11 protein-coding genes are annotated in these 14,749 nt (G+C 71.6%); 4 read left to right on the forward strand and 7 right to left on the reverse strand.

The window, feature by feature from the left end; genetic code table 11:
• Positions 1-81 precede the first annotated feature (81 nt).
• Entirely contained in the window at positions 82-1,743 is a 1,662-nt protein-coding gene (locus ABMY26_RS12520; protein WP_372396048.1) for a CocE/NonD family hydrolase, read from the forward strand.
• 20 nt (positions 1,744-1,763) lie between these two features.
• Here the strand turns inward: ABMY26_RS12520 and ABMY26_RS12525 are convergent, their stop codons facing one another.
• Positions 1,764-2,525, reverse strand: coding sequence for a Fic family protein (locus tag ABMY26_RS12525; protein ID WP_372396049.1), 762 nt, complete (start codon positions 2,523-2,525; stop codon positions 1,764-1,766).
• Between the two features lie 207 nt (positions 2,526-2,732).
• Here ABMY26_RS12525 and ABMY26_RS12530 point away from each other — a divergent pair, with 207 nt between their 5' ends.
• Positions 2,733-3,134: a bacteriohemerythrin gene (locus tag ABMY26_RS12530; protein ID WP_372396050.1), complete on the forward strand. Its 402-nt coding sequence runs from the start codon at positions 2,733-2,735 to the stop codon at positions 3,132-3,134.
• A 37-nt stretch (positions 3,135-3,171) separates the two neighbouring features.
• Here the strand turns inward: ABMY26_RS12530 and ABMY26_RS12535 are convergent, their stop codons facing one another.
• The 5 genes from ABMY26_RS12535 to ABMY26_RS12555 form a co-directional block, all read right to left on the reverse strand.
• Complete coding sequence (locus ABMY26_RS12535) at positions 3,172-4,926, reverse strand: tetratricopeptide repeat protein (protein ID WP_372396051.1); 1,755 nt, start codon at positions 4,924-4,926, stop codon at positions 3,172-3,174.
• Between the two features lie 104 nt (positions 4,927-5,030).
• Complete coding sequence (locus ABMY26_RS12540; RefSeq protein WP_372396052.1) at positions 5,031-6,047, reverse strand: phosphotransferase; 1,017 nt, start codon at positions 6,045-6,047, stop codon at positions 5,031-5,033.
• Positions 6,044-6,580: a molybdenum cofactor biosynthesis protein B gene (moaB, locus tag ABMY26_RS12545; RefSeq protein ID WP_372396053.1), complete on the reverse strand. Its 537-nt coding sequence runs from the start codon at positions 6,578-6,580 to the stop codon at positions 6,044-6,046. The genes ABMY26_RS12540 and moaB overlap by 4 nt, the downstream gene beginning before the upstream one ends.
• A gap of 56 nt (positions 6,581-6,636) precedes the next feature.
• Entirely contained in the window at positions 6,637-8,883 is a 2,247-nt protein-coding gene (locus ABMY26_RS12550; protein WP_372396054.1) for a transglycosylase SLT domain-containing protein, read from the reverse strand.
• Positions 8,884-9,204: 321 nt separating this feature from the next.
• Entirely contained in the window at positions 9,205-10,119 is a 915-nt protein-coding gene (locus ABMY26_RS12555) for a uracil-DNA glycosylase family protein (RefSeq protein WP_372396055.1), read from the reverse strand.
• A gap of 148 nt (positions 10,120-10,267) precedes the next feature.
• On the opposite strand from ABMY26_RS12555, the gene ABMY26_RS12560 reads away from it, so the two are divergent.
• Both ABMY26_RS12560 and ABMY26_RS12565 read left to right on the forward strand, forming a co-directional pair.
• Positions 10,268-11,914: an electron transfer flavoprotein-ubiquinone oxidoreductase gene (locus ABMY26_RS12560; RefSeq protein ID WP_372396056.1), complete on the forward strand. Its 1,647-nt coding sequence runs from the start codon at positions 10,268-10,270 to the stop codon at positions 11,912-11,914.
• Between the two features lie 138 nt (positions 11,915-12,052).
• Positions 12,053-12,850 (forward strand): MJ0042-type zinc finger domain-containing protein, encoded by a 798-nt coding sequence (locus tag ABMY26_RS12565; protein ID WP_372396057.1) that lies wholly within the window; start codon positions 12,053-12,055, stop codon positions 12,848-12,850.
• Between the two features lie 10 nt (positions 12,851-12,860).
• Here ABMY26_RS12565 and ABMY26_RS12570 read toward each other — a convergent pair whose 3' ends face one another.
• Positions 12,861-14,414 (reverse strand): sigma 54-interacting transcriptional regulator, encoded by a 1,554-nt coding sequence (locus tag ABMY26_RS12570; RefSeq protein ID WP_372396058.1) that lies wholly within the window; start codon positions 14,412-14,414, stop codon positions 12,861-12,863.
• Between the last annotated feature and the right edge of the window lie 335 nt (positions 14,415-14,749).

Consider the following 14,749-nt stretch of genomic DNA (forward strand, 5'->3'; position numbering starts at 1 on the left):
TGCCGCGGCCGGACCACTGGCACGGGCTTTGCCATGTGGTCATATTATTCGACGTCCGTCATCGAGCGAGCCCGACCCGCCATGACCCATCTGGCCCCGATGATCCACCAGTCGCATGACCTGCTGCCGGTCCGGCCGCCGGAAACCGTGTCGATGCGGACACGCGACGGCGTGCGGCTTGATGCCGACCTCTACCGGCCCGACGCCGCCGGCAGCTGGCCGGTGCTGCTGCTGCGCGTTGCCTGCGGCCGGCGCACGGCGCTGACCAGCCATTACGCCCATCCGCGCTGGTACGCCGCGCGCGGCTATGTCGTGGTGGTGCAGGACGTGCGCGGCTGCGGCACCTCGGACGGCCGCTTCCGCCCCTTCGAGGCCGAGCGGGAGGACGGCGCCGACGCCGTCGCCTGGGCGGCCTCGCTGCCGGGGTCGTCGGGGGTGGTGGCGATGTATGGCTGCGGCTATGCCGGGATGGCGCAGTGGCTGGCGCTGGCCGAGGCGCCGCCGGCCCTGCGGGCGGTGGCGCCGGCCTTCGCCGGCTGGGACGTCTTTTCCGACTGGGCCTATGAGGGCGGGGCCTTCCGGCTGGCCGACGCCATGGGCTGGGCGTTGCGCGCCGCCGCCGAGGCCGCCCGCCGGGTGGAGGACGGCACCGGCCACCGGCTGCTGTCCGATGCGGCGCGGCGGCTGCCGATCGACGACGAGATCCCGTCGCGGCCGCAGGCGCTGCGCGATTACGCCCGCTATTCCCATTACGACGACTGGCTGACCAACCCGGTGCCCGGCCCGGCCTGGGCCGCGCTGTCGCCCAGGGCGATGGCGGCGGCGATGCCGGCCGAGGTGGCGGTGCTGCAGGTCGGCGGCTGGTACGACCCGCGGCTGGCCGGCACGCTCGACGCCCATGACCTGCTGGCGGCGCGCGGGCGGGCGCCGGTGCGGCTGGTCGTCGGCCCCTGGACCGCCGACGGCCCAGCCGCGGCACCGGGCGAAACGCCGACGCTCGACACGCTGCACCTGTCCTGGTTCGACCGGGTGCTGAAGGGGGAGGGCGCGGACCGTGGCGGCCCGGTGCGGCTGCACGATGTCGAAACCGGGCGCTGGCACGATTTGCCGGCGATCCCGCCGGCCGAGGCGGTGCTGCATCTGGCCAGCGACGGGCTCGCCAACCGGCAGGGCGGGCGGCTCGGCCTGGAACTGCCCGATCTGGCCGGGCTCGACGTGGTGGTCCACGACCCGCGCAGGCCGGTGCCGACGCTCGGCGGCCATGCGGTGCCGGAGGCCGCCGGCCGGCCCGACCGCGCCGCAATCGACCGCCGGCCCGACGTCGCCACCTACGGCAGCCTGCCGCTGGACGAGCCGCTGACCTTGGCCGGCCGGGTGGCGCTGGATCTGTGGGTGGAGGCCGACGCCCCGTCCTTCGACATCAGCGCCGTGTTGTCGGTGGTGCGCCCCGACGGGCGGGTGCTGCCGCTGACCCAGGGCCATGCGCGGGTGGAGCCGGGCGACCCGACCCGGCCGCTGACCGTCGCCATGCGGGCGGTCTGCGCCACGCTGGCACCGGGATCGGCGCTGCGGCTCAGCCTCGCCGGCTCCTGCTTCCCGGCCTATCCGGTCAATCCCGGCACCGGGGCCGAGCCGGGCGAAACCCGACGGGTCGACGCGTTGCCGATCACCTTGCTGATCCACAGCGGCCCGGCCCGACCGTCGCGCCTGCGGCTGCCCGCCGGTCCGCAAGGGGGGAGTTAGGGCGGGGCCTCAGGGCGGGGTCAGGGCGTTCCGCCCTCGCCCTTGGCCACGGCGTCGAGGCAGAAATCAAGGCTCTGCGACAGGAAGCGCAGCATCAGGTCGCGGAACGGCGTCTTGTCGCCGACCGACCAGGCGCGCTCGACCAGATCGAGGTAGAGGCTGCGGTCCTCCGCCCCCACCACCACCGGCGGGTAGCCGGCGCGGTTCAGGATCAGGTTGCACAGCAGCAGCGCGGTGGCGCGGTTGCCGGTCTCGAACGGGCGGATCGCGCTCAGCCGGTGATGCGCCTCGAAGGCGACGTCGGGCGGGGTGTCCGGGCCGGCTTCCGCCTTGCGCATCCAGGTCGACAGCGCCGACATCGACACGCGCAGCTTGGCCGGATCGGGCGCGGTGCCGGCCGGATCGTCCTTGGGCTGGCCATTGCGGTACTTGCCGGCGGCATCCTCGATGCCGTGGTAGAGCACGGCATGGAAGCCGGCGACGGTGCGTTCGGTGACCGCGCCCGCCGGCGGATCGAAGGACAGGCGGGCCATCAGCTCCAGCGCGCCGCGGTGGTTCAGGACGAAGCGCTGCTCGTCCACCGCGCGGTGGCGCAGGATGCTGCCGCGCTCCAGGATCGTCTTGATCTCGGCGCGCTTGACCGGCACCTCCTCCAGCGCCGCGGCGGCGGCGGTGAGGTCCAGCTCGAACCGGTCGGCGATGCCGTGGACGACCTCCTGCGGCAGGGGCCGCGCCTCGTCCAGCGCCCGTTTCTTCTCCGCGATCTCGTCGAGCAGGGCCATCGGGTCACTCTATGGCTGGAGGCTGGAGGGGCAGGCTGGAGAGGGCGGGCGCCGCCTTTGCGCATCGTGCCGCGCCCCCCTGCGGGGATTTGCCGCTTGGACGGGCACGGTTGCCGGTTTTAGGATCCCTGTCAAGCTGTCCACAATCCAGCCATGGCCGGCCGCAACCGCTTGATTCCGCGGATATGGGTGGGGGAGATCGCTGCGATGACCTACGTCGCCTGGGACGAATCCATGAGCGTCGGCGTGCCCGTGCTGGACGACGAGCACCGGCGCCTCCTCGACCTGTTCAACGGCCTGCTGGAAAGCGGCATCACCCCCGACAACCACGACGAACTGTCGAGCCTGCTCGCCAGCCTGCGCGACTATGTCGCCGTCCACTTCGCCCGCGAGGAGGCGATGATGGAGCGGTGCGGCTATCCCGACCTGGACAGCCATCTCGCCGCCCACCGCTATTTCGCCGACGAGGTGGAGAAGCTGGGCCGCGACTTCGACGGCGACAACGCGACCATGCTGCGGGTCGACCTGATCCTGCTGCTGAAGGACTGGTTCGTCGAACACATCCAGCAGACCGACAGCCGGTACAAGCCCTTCGTCGCGGGCGCCTGACCCTCCGTTCCCGTGCATCCCCCTCGGGGGATCCTCCTCACTGCTTCGCCGCCGCCTTGCGGTCGGGCATGCCGGTTTCCAGCTTGGCCTGGATCGCCGCCTTGTCGGTGTCCTCGTCGGCGTTGCGCAATGCGCGCGTCCACTGGAAGCGGGCCTCGTTGCGGCGGCCGGCCCGCCAATAGGCGTCGCCCAGATGGTCGTTGATGGTCGGGTCGCCCGGCTTCAGCTCCACCGCCCGCTCCAGCTTGGCGACCGCCCCCTCGTAATCGCCCAGCGTGTAGAGCGCCCAGCCCAGGCTGTCGACGATGTAGCCGTCGCGCGGGCGCAGAGCGACCGCGCGCTCCACCATCGCCTTGGCCTTGTCAAGGTTCTGGCCGCGGTCGATCCAGCTGTAACCGAGGAAATTGAGCAGCGACGGCTCGTCCGGCTTCAGCGTCAGCGCGGTCCGCAGGTCGGCCTCCGCCTGGGCCCACTGGTTCGTCTTCTCGTAGGACATGGCACGGGCGTACAGCAGCGGCCAATGCCGCTCCTGCGGCGTGCCGATGCGCTCCAGCGCGGTGCCGTAGGCGGCGATCGCCTCGTTGTAGCGCTTGGCGTAGCGGTAGATGTCGCCCAGCCGGGAGACGGCATCGGTGCGCTCCGGCCGTTCGGCCGAGAGTGCCTTGAGAAGCGCGATGGCATCGTCGTTGCGGTCCATGCGGGCGAGGCTGTCGGACTGGCGCATGCGGGCGGTCCAGCCCAGCAGCGGATCCGCCTCCAGCGGCCGGTATTCGGCCAGCGCCTCCTCATGGTGGTCGCGCGCCGCCATGATGTCGCCGATCAGCAGATGGGCGAGCGCCAGATCGTCGCGCAGATGCAGGGCGATGCGGCCGAACAGCAGCGCCGGCTCGTCGGCATTCTCGTGATGCAGGGCGCTGCCCAGGTCGAACAGCGCCTCCGCCAGGCCGGAGCGGGCGTCGGGCACCGGGTGGACGCCGTTCGGCGCGTTCGTCATGGTGGCGATCGCCGGCTCCACCAGCAGCCCGTCGGGGTTGGTGGCCTGGAAGGTCTGGTAGAGCTTGCGCGCCTCGTCCTTGCGGCCGGTGCGCTGCATGAAGTTGCCGACGATCTGCACCACCCGCAGCGGCGCGTCGGTGTCCGTCACCTTGGCGTAGCGGGCAGCCGCCTCGTCGTTGCGGCCGGCGAGGTCGAGGATCAGCCCGGCATGCAGGTTGTAGAGCGCGCCGAAGCCCTGGATGGGGGACAGCGGCTCCAGCGCCGCCAGCGCGTCGTCGGTCCTGCCGCGCGCCACCAGCAGCCATGCCCGGGTCAGCGGCGTCAGGAAGCGGCCGAGCCCGTCGGATGGCAGCCGGGCGGCATAGCCGTCGGCCTCGTCCAGCCGGCCCTTGGCGAGCGCGTCGGCGGCCAGCAGGGTCAGCGCCATCTGCGGTTCGCCCTGATTGGCCGGACCGTCCTGATTGGCCGGACCGCCCTGGCCGCCGAGCAGCCGTCCGGCATAGCCGAGCGCCGTGTCGATCCGTCCCTCGCCCAGCCGCAGCAGGAAGCTGCGGCGCAGCAGGGCCGTGTCGTCGGGGTCGGCGGCCAGTGCCTGGGCGGTGAAGCGCGCCGCCGCGCTCCAGTCGTCCTGGTGCTGGGCGTAACGGCCGGCCAGATAGCTGCCGGTGGCCGAACCGGCACCGTCCCCCGGCTGCCCGGTGGCGAAGGCGGGGGTGAGGGCTGCGGGCGCCAGTACACCCCCGGCGATCAGGGCGGCCAGGGGGATCGCCAGCAACCGGCTTCGGAAACTCGTCATGCTCTCGTCACCTCGTCTTCCGAGTCGGTATCCCATCATCTTCGGTGCGCCATGGGCAAGTGACTTTCGTCCGGCCCACCTCTCCGCCGCCTCTCCGCTGGCGGTCAGCGCCAGTCCCGCCGCACCCGGTCGATCCGTCCGGCACGCAGGATGTCGGCGGCGTGGGCGTCCATGTGGGCGCGCAGGGGCTCCGGCATGCCCGGCGACAGGGTGGCGCCCTCCACCGACCAGCGGGCCATCCAGGACAGGGTGCGCAGCCAGACCAGCCGGCGCAGCGGCTTCAGCCAGGGCCGCACCTCGCCGGCGAGGTCGCCCGGCACCGCCATCGCCCAGGCATCGACGAAGGCGTCGATCTCGGCCGGCGTCAGCTCCGCATCCACCGCCGGATCCCACCTTGTCGAGGTGTAGAGGCTGGCATGGGCGAGGTCGGCGGCGGGATGGCCGTATTGCAGCTTCTCCAGGTCGGTGAACCACGCCTTGCCATGGGCGTCGATCAGGAAATTGCCGGGATGCACGTCGATCCCGACCGCGGTCAGCGGCATCGGGGTGTCCCGCGGCGGGGCGAGGTCGCCGGCACGGGCCGCGGCCAGCTCCTCCGCGACCAGGGCCCTGGCGTCGGGCGACAGGGCGGCCCGGTCGAACCACTCGGCCTGACGCTCGACCTGGGCCAGCAGGGCCGCGACCGGATCGGGCGGGGCGGGAAGCGGCTCGAAGAGGTCCGGCGGCGCCATGCGGTGCAGCGCGGCGAGCGCGCGGGCGATGGCCGGCATGTCGGCGGGCAGGACGGGGCTGCGCCCCTCCACCTCGCCGACCAGCAGGGCGCCCAGCGGCAGCCCGTCGCCCGGCGGCAGCAGGCCGGCGAAGCGCGGGGTATGGCCCGACGGCTCGGCCCGCCGGAAGGCGGCGGCCTGCCGCTCCAGCGCCGTCCAGGGATCGAGGCCGAGCTGGCTCCAGCGCGGGATGCGGGCGACGAGGCGTCGGCCCTTCAGGCGAACATGGTCGTGGGCGACGCCCTTCAGCGGCATCGGCTCCAGCGCGCCGGGGTCGAGGTCGGCCAGCCGCGGCAGGATCGTCAAGGCGGCGTGCAGCGCCTGCAGCGTGAAGCCCCCGGTTCCGCTCACGCCATGTGCTCGCGCAGGCGGGGCATCAACTCCACGAGGTTGCAGGGGCGGTGACGGTTGTCGAGCTGCCAGACCAGGATGTCGTCCCAGGCGTCGCGGCAGGCGCTGGGCGAGCCGGGCAGGGCGAAGATGTAGGTGCCGTTGGCGACGCCGCCGGTCGCCCGGCTCTGGATGGTCGAGGTGCCGACCTTGGCGTAGCTGAGGTACCGGAACAGCTCGCCGAAGCCGGGGATCGCCTTCTCGTAGAGGGCCTCGACCGCTTCCGGCGTCACGTCGCGGCCGGTGACGCCGGTGCCGCCGGTGGTCAGCACCACGTCGATCCGCGGATCGGCGATGAAGGCCTGGACCTTGGCGCGGATCGCCGCGATGTCGTCCTTGACGATGGTCCGGGCGGCGACGCTGTGGCCGGCCCCGGCGATCCGCTCGGCCAGCGCATCGCCGGAGCGGTCGTCGGCGGCGCTGCGGGTGTCGGACACCGTGACCACGGCGATGTTCACGGGAAGGAAGGGGCGGCTCTCGTCGATCTTCGGCATGGCGGCGCGCTTATGTCCTCGTGTCGGGCCGGAGCCCGACAGGAGGGCACCGGCGGTCAGGGTATCGGGTCGGCCTCGCTCCGTTCGGCAACCGTTTCAATCGGGGCCGCGGCCGCCGAGGCAGCCGCGGCGGACGGTGCCGCAGGGGCGGCAGGCTTGGCCGCCGGCACCATGTCCGGCTGGACCGCGACCTGGGTCGGACGCGCTTCCACGGACAGGTAGGACGGCCATTTCCCGTCGGCGACGGCGTCGAGCGAGGCGGTCTCCTGGCCCAGCCGGAGCCGGTAGATCCAGAAGTTCGCCATCACCTTCTCCACATAGTCGCGCGTCTCGCCGAAGGGAAGGCTTTCGATGAACAGCAGCGGGTCGGCGATGTCGCTCAACTCGCGGCGCCAGCGGGCCAGCGTGCCCGGCCCGGCATTGTAGGCGGCGGCGGCCAGGAACAGGTTGCCGTCGATGTCCGGCATGCCCAGCAGCTCGGTCAGGTAGCGCTGGCCGAGCTCCATGTTGCGCGACGGGTCGAACAGGGCGTCGCGGCCGGCGTCCTCGCCGGAGATGTCGGCGTTGCGCTCGCGCACATGCTGGGCGGTGCTGGGCAGGATCTGCATCAGCCCGGCCGCCCCGGCGGAGCTGACCAGCCGCGGGTCGAAGCGCGATTCCTGGCGCATCACCGCGAAGACCAGCGCACGGTCGAGCGCGAAGCCGTCGCGCGGCGTCCAGTAGGGCAGCGGGTAGAGCGCCGCGGCATAGGGCGCCCCGTCCGGACCGGCGACCGCGTTGCCCAACCGCAGAGACAGGGTCGGCAGGCCGGCGCGGTCGGCCAGCGCCACCATCGCCTGTTCCACCAGCGGGTCGCCCTGCGGGTGGATGCGTTGCAGTTCCAGCCCGGCCAGCTCGCGCTGGCCGACCTGCAGCAGGGCGATGGCTCGGGCGCCGGCCGGCTTGCCCGCCACCGCCGCCAGCTGCCGCCCGCTCAGGTCCGGCGCCTGCCAGCGCACCTCGGCCATGCTGCCCAGGCCCAGGCTGTCCAGCCGGCGCAGTGCGATCAGGCCGTAGAAGGTGTGGGGATAGCGGGCGGCCGCGGTCAGATGCTCCGCCGCCTCCTTCGCCTTGCCCTTGCGGGCCAGCGCGCGGGCGGCCCAGTAATCGGCGGCAGCCGCCTTGCAGGGCGAGCGCGGGCCGGCGGCCGCCATGCCCTCGAAATGGCGGGCGGCGCGGTCGGTCTGCTTCAGCCGCCATGCCGCCAGCCCGGCGATCCAGTGGGCTTCCGGCAGAACGTCGCCGGAACGGGCGGCGCTGGCCGAGGCCAGGGTCAGCGCCTGCGCCGTCTCGCCCGAGTAATAGAGCGCCGAGGCGATGCGGGCGCGGGCGGCGTCGTACTGGACGGTGTCGAGCTTGCCGCCGAACTCGTCCTGGCCCAGCAGGCTGAGCGCGCTGCCGGTGCGGCCGGACCGCAGCAGCTCCTCGACCCGGGCGACGGCGGCGCGGTCGCTGCGGGCGCGCGACACGGTGCGGCTGCGCGGCGCAACGGTGACGCTATCGTCGTCGTCGCCGTCATCCTCGTTTGCGGCGACGGTGCGCAGGCCGCCCAGCCGCTCGAGCGAGCCGACGAGACGAACGCGCTCCTCCCCCCGTGGCGGCTTCGGCGCGCGCTGGCCGGCGGGCTGGCGTTTCTGCGCGAGGCTGTGGACGCGCTCGGCCCCGGCGAGGTCGCCGTAATCCTGCATCCAGCGGGCGAGTTCCTCGTAGCCGGCGCGGCGGTCGGGGTGGAGGTAGCGCTGGCGCAGCACGTAGCCGACCAGCCGGCGGTCCTTCAGCCGGCCCAGCTCGGCGTCGGCGGCGTCCCAGTCGGCCCGCTCCTGGAGCGCGAAGATGCGGCGGTAGCGGCCGGCATCCTCGGCGTCGAGCTGCACCGCGCGGGCCTCGGCATCGTCGGCGAGCAGCAGGGCCGGGGCGGCGGGATCCGCAGTTGGGTTTCCGGCGGTGTCGGTCGCCGGGTCGATGGCGGGAGCATCCTCGGCGGTCGGCGCGGTGGGGGCGGCATCGCCGTCCAGGCTGCCGATGTCTGTACCGATGTGCGATGAGCCGAAATCGGGCGGGCCGAAATCGGGCGTGACGGGTTCGGGGTATCCGAAATCGAACCCGTCCGGATCGGGGAGGCCGGGATTGGCCAGGGCGGCGCTGGGCCGGGCGGAATTGGGCACGGAATCCGGGCCGGGCGGGACGACGGCGTGACCGTCCGGCGCGTGGATGATGAGGGCGGCGCAAGCGGGCCGGAACCCGACCGCACCGTTGGGCCCCATGGCGTATGCCACCGTGAGACCCAGCACCCCCAGAAGGTTCCGCCGCAGCGGGACCGCGTTCGCGGCCCGGTATGCTGCACTGCAAAATATCCGGAGCATTGCAATGAGATACCCCACCGTCCGGCGATCCGCAAGCAACGGATTTAAACGGATTGTGTCGCGCCCGGTAATCGCCAGTGCAAACAACGGGTTAAGGGGGCTGGGAAAAAGGCTCTAGCCCGTTGGGAAGGTACCTTCCGGCTTCGCTCCATTACATTTGTGTCATACAACCTGCCGAGTCATACGAACGATTTTGCCCGCGCTGTGACATTGCGGCTTTGTTTATGGATACTTGATTTCTTCTTCGACAATTCTTTGCTGCAACGCAAGCATGTCCCGCCACGCTTCCCGCTTTGCGATCGGGTTGCGCAGGAGGTACGCCGGATGGAGCATCGGCATCAGCGGGATGGGGGTGCCGGCGCCCTCGTAGCTGCGCCACTGGCCGCGCAGGCGGGTGATGCCTTCGGCCCGGTTCAGCAGCGTCTTGGCCGACACCCCGCCCAGCGCCACCAGAAGTTTCGGCCGCACCAGCTCCACATGCCGTTCCAGGAAGGGCAGGCAGGCGGCGATCTCCGCCTGGGTCGGGCTGCGGTTGCCGGGCGGGCGCCAGGGCAGGATGTTGGCGATGTAGACCTTGCCGCGGTCCAGCCCGATCTGCGCCAGCATGCGGTCCAGCAGCTTGCCGCTGACCCCGACGAAGGGCTTGCCCTGCCGGTCCTCGTCCTCGCCCGGCGCCTCGCCGATCAGCATTACCGGGGCCTGCGGGTTGCCGTCGGCGAAGACGGTGTTCATCGCCGTCGCCTTCAGCGGGCAGCCGTCGAAGGCGCGCAGCGACGCCTCCAGCGCGTCGAGCGACTGCGCTTCGCGGGCACGGGCACGGGCATGGATGCCGGCCTCGCTGGCGCCCAGCGGCTGGTCGGGCGACTCGAACGGCAGCGCCGGCCTGGGGGCTGGCGGGGGAGCGGGGGCGCGCGGCTGGCCGGCGCCCGGCCCCCCGCCGCTTCCCATTCCTCCGGCCATTCCGCCGGCCATTCCTCCAACCGTCCGGGCACCCGGGCCCACGCCCGGCGGCGCAGCGCGCAGGGGGGTGCGGGCGGTGAAGGCGGACCAGTCGATCGGCTCGTCGCCGATGGCCTCGTCGCAGCCGACGTCGGCATGCCAGCGCAGCGCGTCGAGGATGTCGCATACGTCAATCATCGTTTGACCTTACCACAGATCGTGTGGTCTTTCATGCCCAGATACCCAATTTGGGTGCGGGGCAAACCGTGCTACAAGCACGCGCCCGCAAAACAAGGGCGTCCGAGGGGACAAACACCCGAACGAGACCGGTGGGAGAGATGGTGTGATGGAACGCGAACCGCGCGAGGTCATGGAGTATGATGTTCTGATCGTCGGCGCCGGCCCTGCCGGGTTGAGCGCGGCGATCCGCCTGCGCCAGCGCGCGGTCGAGACCGGCCAGGAGATCAGCGTCTGCGTGATCGAGAAGGGGTCGGAGGTGGGTGCCCACCTGCTGTCCGGCGCCGTCTTCGAACCGCACGCGCTCGACGAGCTGATTCCCGACTGGAAGGAGAAGGGCGCCCCCCTCACCACCAAGGCGCGCGAGGACCATTTCCTGTTCCTGACCGAGACGAAGGCCTTCAAGTCGCCCTTCGCCCCGCCGCAGATGAACAACCACGGCAACTACATCATCAGCCTGGGCAACCTCGCCCGCTGGCTGGCGACCCAGGCCGAGGAGCTGGGCGTCGAGATCTATCCCGGCTTCGCCGCCGCGGAGGTGCTGTACGACGATGCCGGCGCCGTCAAGGGCGTCGCCACCGGCGACATGGGCATCGGCAAGGACGGCGAGAAGACCGGCAACTACACGCCGGGCATGGAGCTGCACGCCAAGCAGACCATCTTCGCCGAGGGCTGCCGCGGCTCGCTGACCAAGACCCTGTTCGAGAGGTTCGACCTGCGCCGCGATTGCCAGCCGCAGACCTACGGCCTCGGCATCAAGGAGCTGTGGGAGATCGACCCGGCCAAGTCGAAGCCCGGCCTGATCGTCCACACCATCGGCTGGCCGATGGACCCCAAGACCTATGGCGGCTCCTGGCTCTATCACATGGAAGGGAACCTGGTGTCGGTCGGCTTCGTCGTCGGCCTCGACTACTGGAACCCGCACATGAGCCCGTTCGAGGAGTTCCAGCGCTACAAGACCCATCCGGCGATCCGTCCGACCTTCGAGGGCGGCCGTCGGCTGGCCTATGGCGCCCGCGCCCTGAACGAGGGCGGCTTCCAGTCGATCCCGAAGCTGACCTTCCCCGGCGGCCTGCTGATCGGCGACGGCGCCGGCTTCCTCAACGTGCCGAAGATCAAGGGCAACCACACCGCCATGAAGTCCGGCATGGTCGCGGCGGAGTCGGTGTTCGACCATCTGGCCGGCGGGACCGAGGGTACAGAGGTCGTCGCCTATCCGGAGCGGTTGAAGCAGTCCTGGGTGTGGCCGGAGCTGCATGCGGTGCGCAACATCCGCCCCGGCTTCCAGAAGGGCCTGTGGGCCGGCCTCGCCAACGCCGCCTACGAGACGGCGCTGAAGGGCAAGTCGCCCTGGACGCTGAAGCACCACGCCGACAACACCACCCTGGTGAAGGCCAGCGAGGCGCCGAAGATCGCCTACCCCAAGCCGGACGGCAAGGTGACGTTCGACCGTCTGTCCTCGGTCTACCTGTCCAACACCAACCATGAGGAAGACCAGCCGGCGCACCTGACGCTGAAGGACAAGTCGGTTCCGATCAGCGTCAACCTCGCGCTGTACGACGCGCCGGAGCAGCGCTATTGCCCGGCCGGCGTCTATGAGATCGTGCGGAACGAGGACGGCTCCGACCCGCGGCTGCAGATCAACGCGCAGAACTGCGTCCACTGCAAGACCTGCGACATCAAGGATCCGACCCAGAACATCAACTGGGTGGTGCCGGAAGGCGGCGGGGGTCCGAACTATCCGGGCGGCATGTAAGCGAAGCGGCGCCGTCGCAGAGGAGAGCCGCGGAGACGCCGCATGCGAAGGGATAGGGGTTCGCCCGTCGCCGGTGCCGGTTGCGTCGCCGGGCACTCCTATCTATAAGGCAAGCGGCAACCTTTCTGCGACGGCGCGATGATCGTTTCCTGCCCGACCTGTTCGACGCGCTACACCCTGTCCGACGAGTCGCTCGGACCAGATGGCCGCAAGGTGCGCTGCGCCCGCTGCGGCCACACCTGGTGGCAGATGCCGGAGGGGCCGGGACCGGACGCGGTGGTTGCCGACGCGCCGACGGAGATCCGGCCAGCCAAATCCGCGGCCAAATCCGCCGGCAAGCCGGCTGCAAAGGGCAAGTCGCCGAAAGCCCCGCGGGCCAAGCCGGCGCGCGGCACGGTGATCGGCTTCGCCCTGCTGGCTGCCCTGCTGGCCGGCACCGCCGCCGGGGCCTATCTGGGGCGCGACGCGATCGTGAAGCGCTGGCCGGCTACGGCCCTGCTCTATGAAACGGCCGGGCTGCCGGTCGAGCCGCCGGGCTTCGGGCTGGAGTTGCGCAACATCCGCTCCGAACAGAAGCTGGAGGGCGGGGCGGCCGTCCTGCTGCTGGACGGCGAGGTCGCCAACACCAGCGATGTGGAGCGCATGGTGCCGCCGTTGCGTGCCATCACGCTCGGTCCCGACCGCAAGCCCCTGCAAAGCTGGACCATGGAGCCGTCCGCCGCCACGCTGGCGCCGGGCGCGGTGGCGACCTTCCATCACAGCCAGCCCGGCCCCGGCGCGCTGACCGAGGTCACCATCACCTTCGGCGGCCCGCCGCCCGGCCTGGACGCCGCCGGCCACCCGGTGGAGAAGCCGGCCGAAAAGGCCGCGGAGAAGCCGGCTGCTGCGCCGGCCGCCGACAAGCACGCCGCGCCGGCCAAGCCGTCCGGCCATTGAGTTTGCGGCCTCAGCGATCCGGGATGCCGTATTTCCGCAGCTTGTTGGCGATCATCGTGTGCGAGGTGGCGAGCCGCGCCGCCAGCTTGCGGCTGGAGGGGAAGCGCGGGTAGAGCCGGCGCAGCAGCGTCCGCTCGAACCCCGCCACCGCGTCCTCCCAGCTGTCCGCCCAGTTTTCCGCTTGGTCCGCAGGCCCCTCCGCCGCCGGCATGCCGGCCCCGGCCAACTCCAGGTCGGCGGCGTCGAGCGTGCCGCCGTCGCTCATGGTCACGGCGCGGAAGATGACGTTCTCCAGCTGGCGGACATTGCCCGGCCAGCGGTTGGCCAGCAGCGCCGCGGAGGCCGCCGGGGTCAGCCGGCCGGGCGGCCGGCGGGCCTGGGCCGCGGCGCGGGCGATGAAGTGGCGGGCCAGCAGCAGGATGTCGCCGCCGCGCTCGCGCAGCGGCGGCACGTCCAGCGTCAGCACGTTGAGGCGGTAGAACAGGTCCTCGCGGAAGCTGTGGTCGGCGACCATCGCCTCCAGCGAGCGATGAGTGGCGCTGACGACGCGCACATCCACCTTCTGCTCGCGCTCGCCGCCGACCCGGCGGAAGCTGCCGTCATTGAGGAAGCGCAGCAGCTTGGCCTGGAGATAGGCCGACATCTCGCCGATCTCGTCGAGGAAGACGGTGCCGCCATGGGCCAGCTCCAGCAGCCCCGGCTTGCCGCCGCGCTGCGCCCCGGTGAAGGAGCCGGGGGCGTAGCCGAACAGCTCGCTCTCCGCCAGATTCTCCGGCACCGCGGCGCAGTTCAGCGCCAGGAAGGGTTTGTCGCGGCGCGGGCTGGCGCGGTGGCAGGCATGGGCGATCAGCTCCTTGCCGGTTCCGGTCTCGCCCAGGATCAGCAGCGGCGCCTCCATCGCGGCGACCCGTGCCGCCCGCGCCTTCAGCGCCCGCACCGGCGGCGATTCGCCGAGGATGCGGTCGAAGCCGCCGCCCGATCCGAACTCGTCGAAATTCTGGATCGCGTCCAGCCTTTCGCCCAGGCGCGAGGGGGTGAACAGGGTGACGACCGCGCCCGCCGCCTCGACATCGACGATCGGCGTCACCTCCAGCAGGAAGGGCTGGCCGTTCAGCGTCACCTCGCGGCCGGACATGCGGAAGCCGCCGCCGGTCAGCTCGGCCGTCAGGCCGGGCTCGCCGAACAGCGCGCCGAGGTCGAGGCCGGCCAGCCGCGATTCCGGCACCCCGGCGACCGCGGCGGCGGCGGCGCTCGCCACCACCACCCGGCCGGCGCGGTCGACCGCCAGCACCGGGTCGGGCAGCGCCGCCAGCAGCGCGTCGAGATGCAGCCGCCGCCGGGTGCCCGGCAGCATGTCGATGGCGGCGACCGAGCGCACCCCGGCGATGGTGCGCAGCGCGTTCGCCAGGGCGGGCAGCGCCGCCGGGTCGAGGCCGGGAGCGTCGATGTGGATCAGCGGCGGATCGACCTCGACGCCGACGACGTTGAGCCGGCGGATCGCCAGCACGGCGAGGATCTCATGGGCGATGCCGACGCGGTCGGTGAAGATGACTTCGATGCGCATGGGGGGTGGGGGGTGTCGTAGATGGGGGGTGGAGGCCAGTTGCCCCCACCCCGACCCTCCCCCGCTGGGCGGGGGAGGGAGAGCAGGCGCATGTTCGGGAGAGCGGCGGCAGTCCCCTCTCCCGCCCAGCGGGGGAGGGTTAGGGTGGGGGCATCCGGCAACCACTGTACACGAAACGTTACGCCGTATCAAAATCTTTACACCGCCTCAACCCATTGAATCACAACGATCCTGGGCGGATCGTCCATTCTTCCGTAAACATCCGCATACACCCCACTCTCCACCACACCCGCCGCATCGCAGCAAAACCGCCATTTCCCGGACTGGCACGCCGT

This window comes from Azospirillum sp. HJ39 (assembly GCF_041507355.1).
GTDB lineage: Bacteria > Pseudomonadota > Alphaproteobacteria > Azospirillales > Azospirillaceae > Azospirillum > Azospirillum thiophilum.

Excerpts from the sequence above, each read along its gene's own strand:
- ABMY26_RS12550 (WP_372396054.1), bottom strand. The coding sequence starts at position 8,883 with ATGGGGCCCAACGGTGCGGTCGGGTTCCGGCCCGCTTGCGCCGCCCTC.
- ABMY26_RS12570 (WP_372396058.1), bottom strand. The coding sequence starts at position 14,414 with ATGCGCATCGAAGTCATCTTCACCGACCGCGTCGGCATCGCCCATGAG.
- ABMY26_RS12520 (WP_372396048.1), top strand. The coding sequence starts at position 82 with ATGACCCATCTGGCCCCGATGATCCACCAGTCGCATGACCTGCTGCCG.
- moaB (WP_372396053.1), bottom strand. The coding sequence starts at position 6,580 with ATGCCGAAGATCGACGAGAGCCGCCCCTTCCTTCCCGTGAACATCGCC.
- ABMY26_RS12530 (WP_372396050.1), top strand. The coding sequence starts at position 2,733 with ATGACCTACGTCGCCTGGGACGAATCCATGAGCGTCGGCGTGCCCGTG.
- ABMY26_RS12535 (WP_372396051.1), bottom strand. The coding sequence starts at position 4,926 with ATGACGAGTTTCCGAAGCCGGTTGCTGGCGATCCCCCTGGCCGCCCTG.
- ABMY26_RS12565 (WP_372396057.1), top strand. The coding sequence starts at position 12,053 with ATGATCGTTTCCTGCCCGACCTGTTCGACGCGCTACACCCTGTCCGAC.
- ABMY26_RS12555 (WP_372396055.1), bottom strand. The coding sequence starts at position 10,119 with ATGATTGACGTATGCGACATCCTCGACGCGCTGCGCTGGCATGCCGAC.
- ABMY26_RS12525 (WP_372396049.1), bottom strand. The coding sequence starts at position 2,525 with ATGGCCCTGCTCGACGAGATCGCGGAGAAGAAACGGGCGCTGGACGAG.
- ABMY26_RS12560 (WP_372396056.1), top strand. The coding sequence starts at position 10,268 with ATGGAACGCGAACCGCGCGAGGTCATGGAGTATGATGTTCTGATCGTC.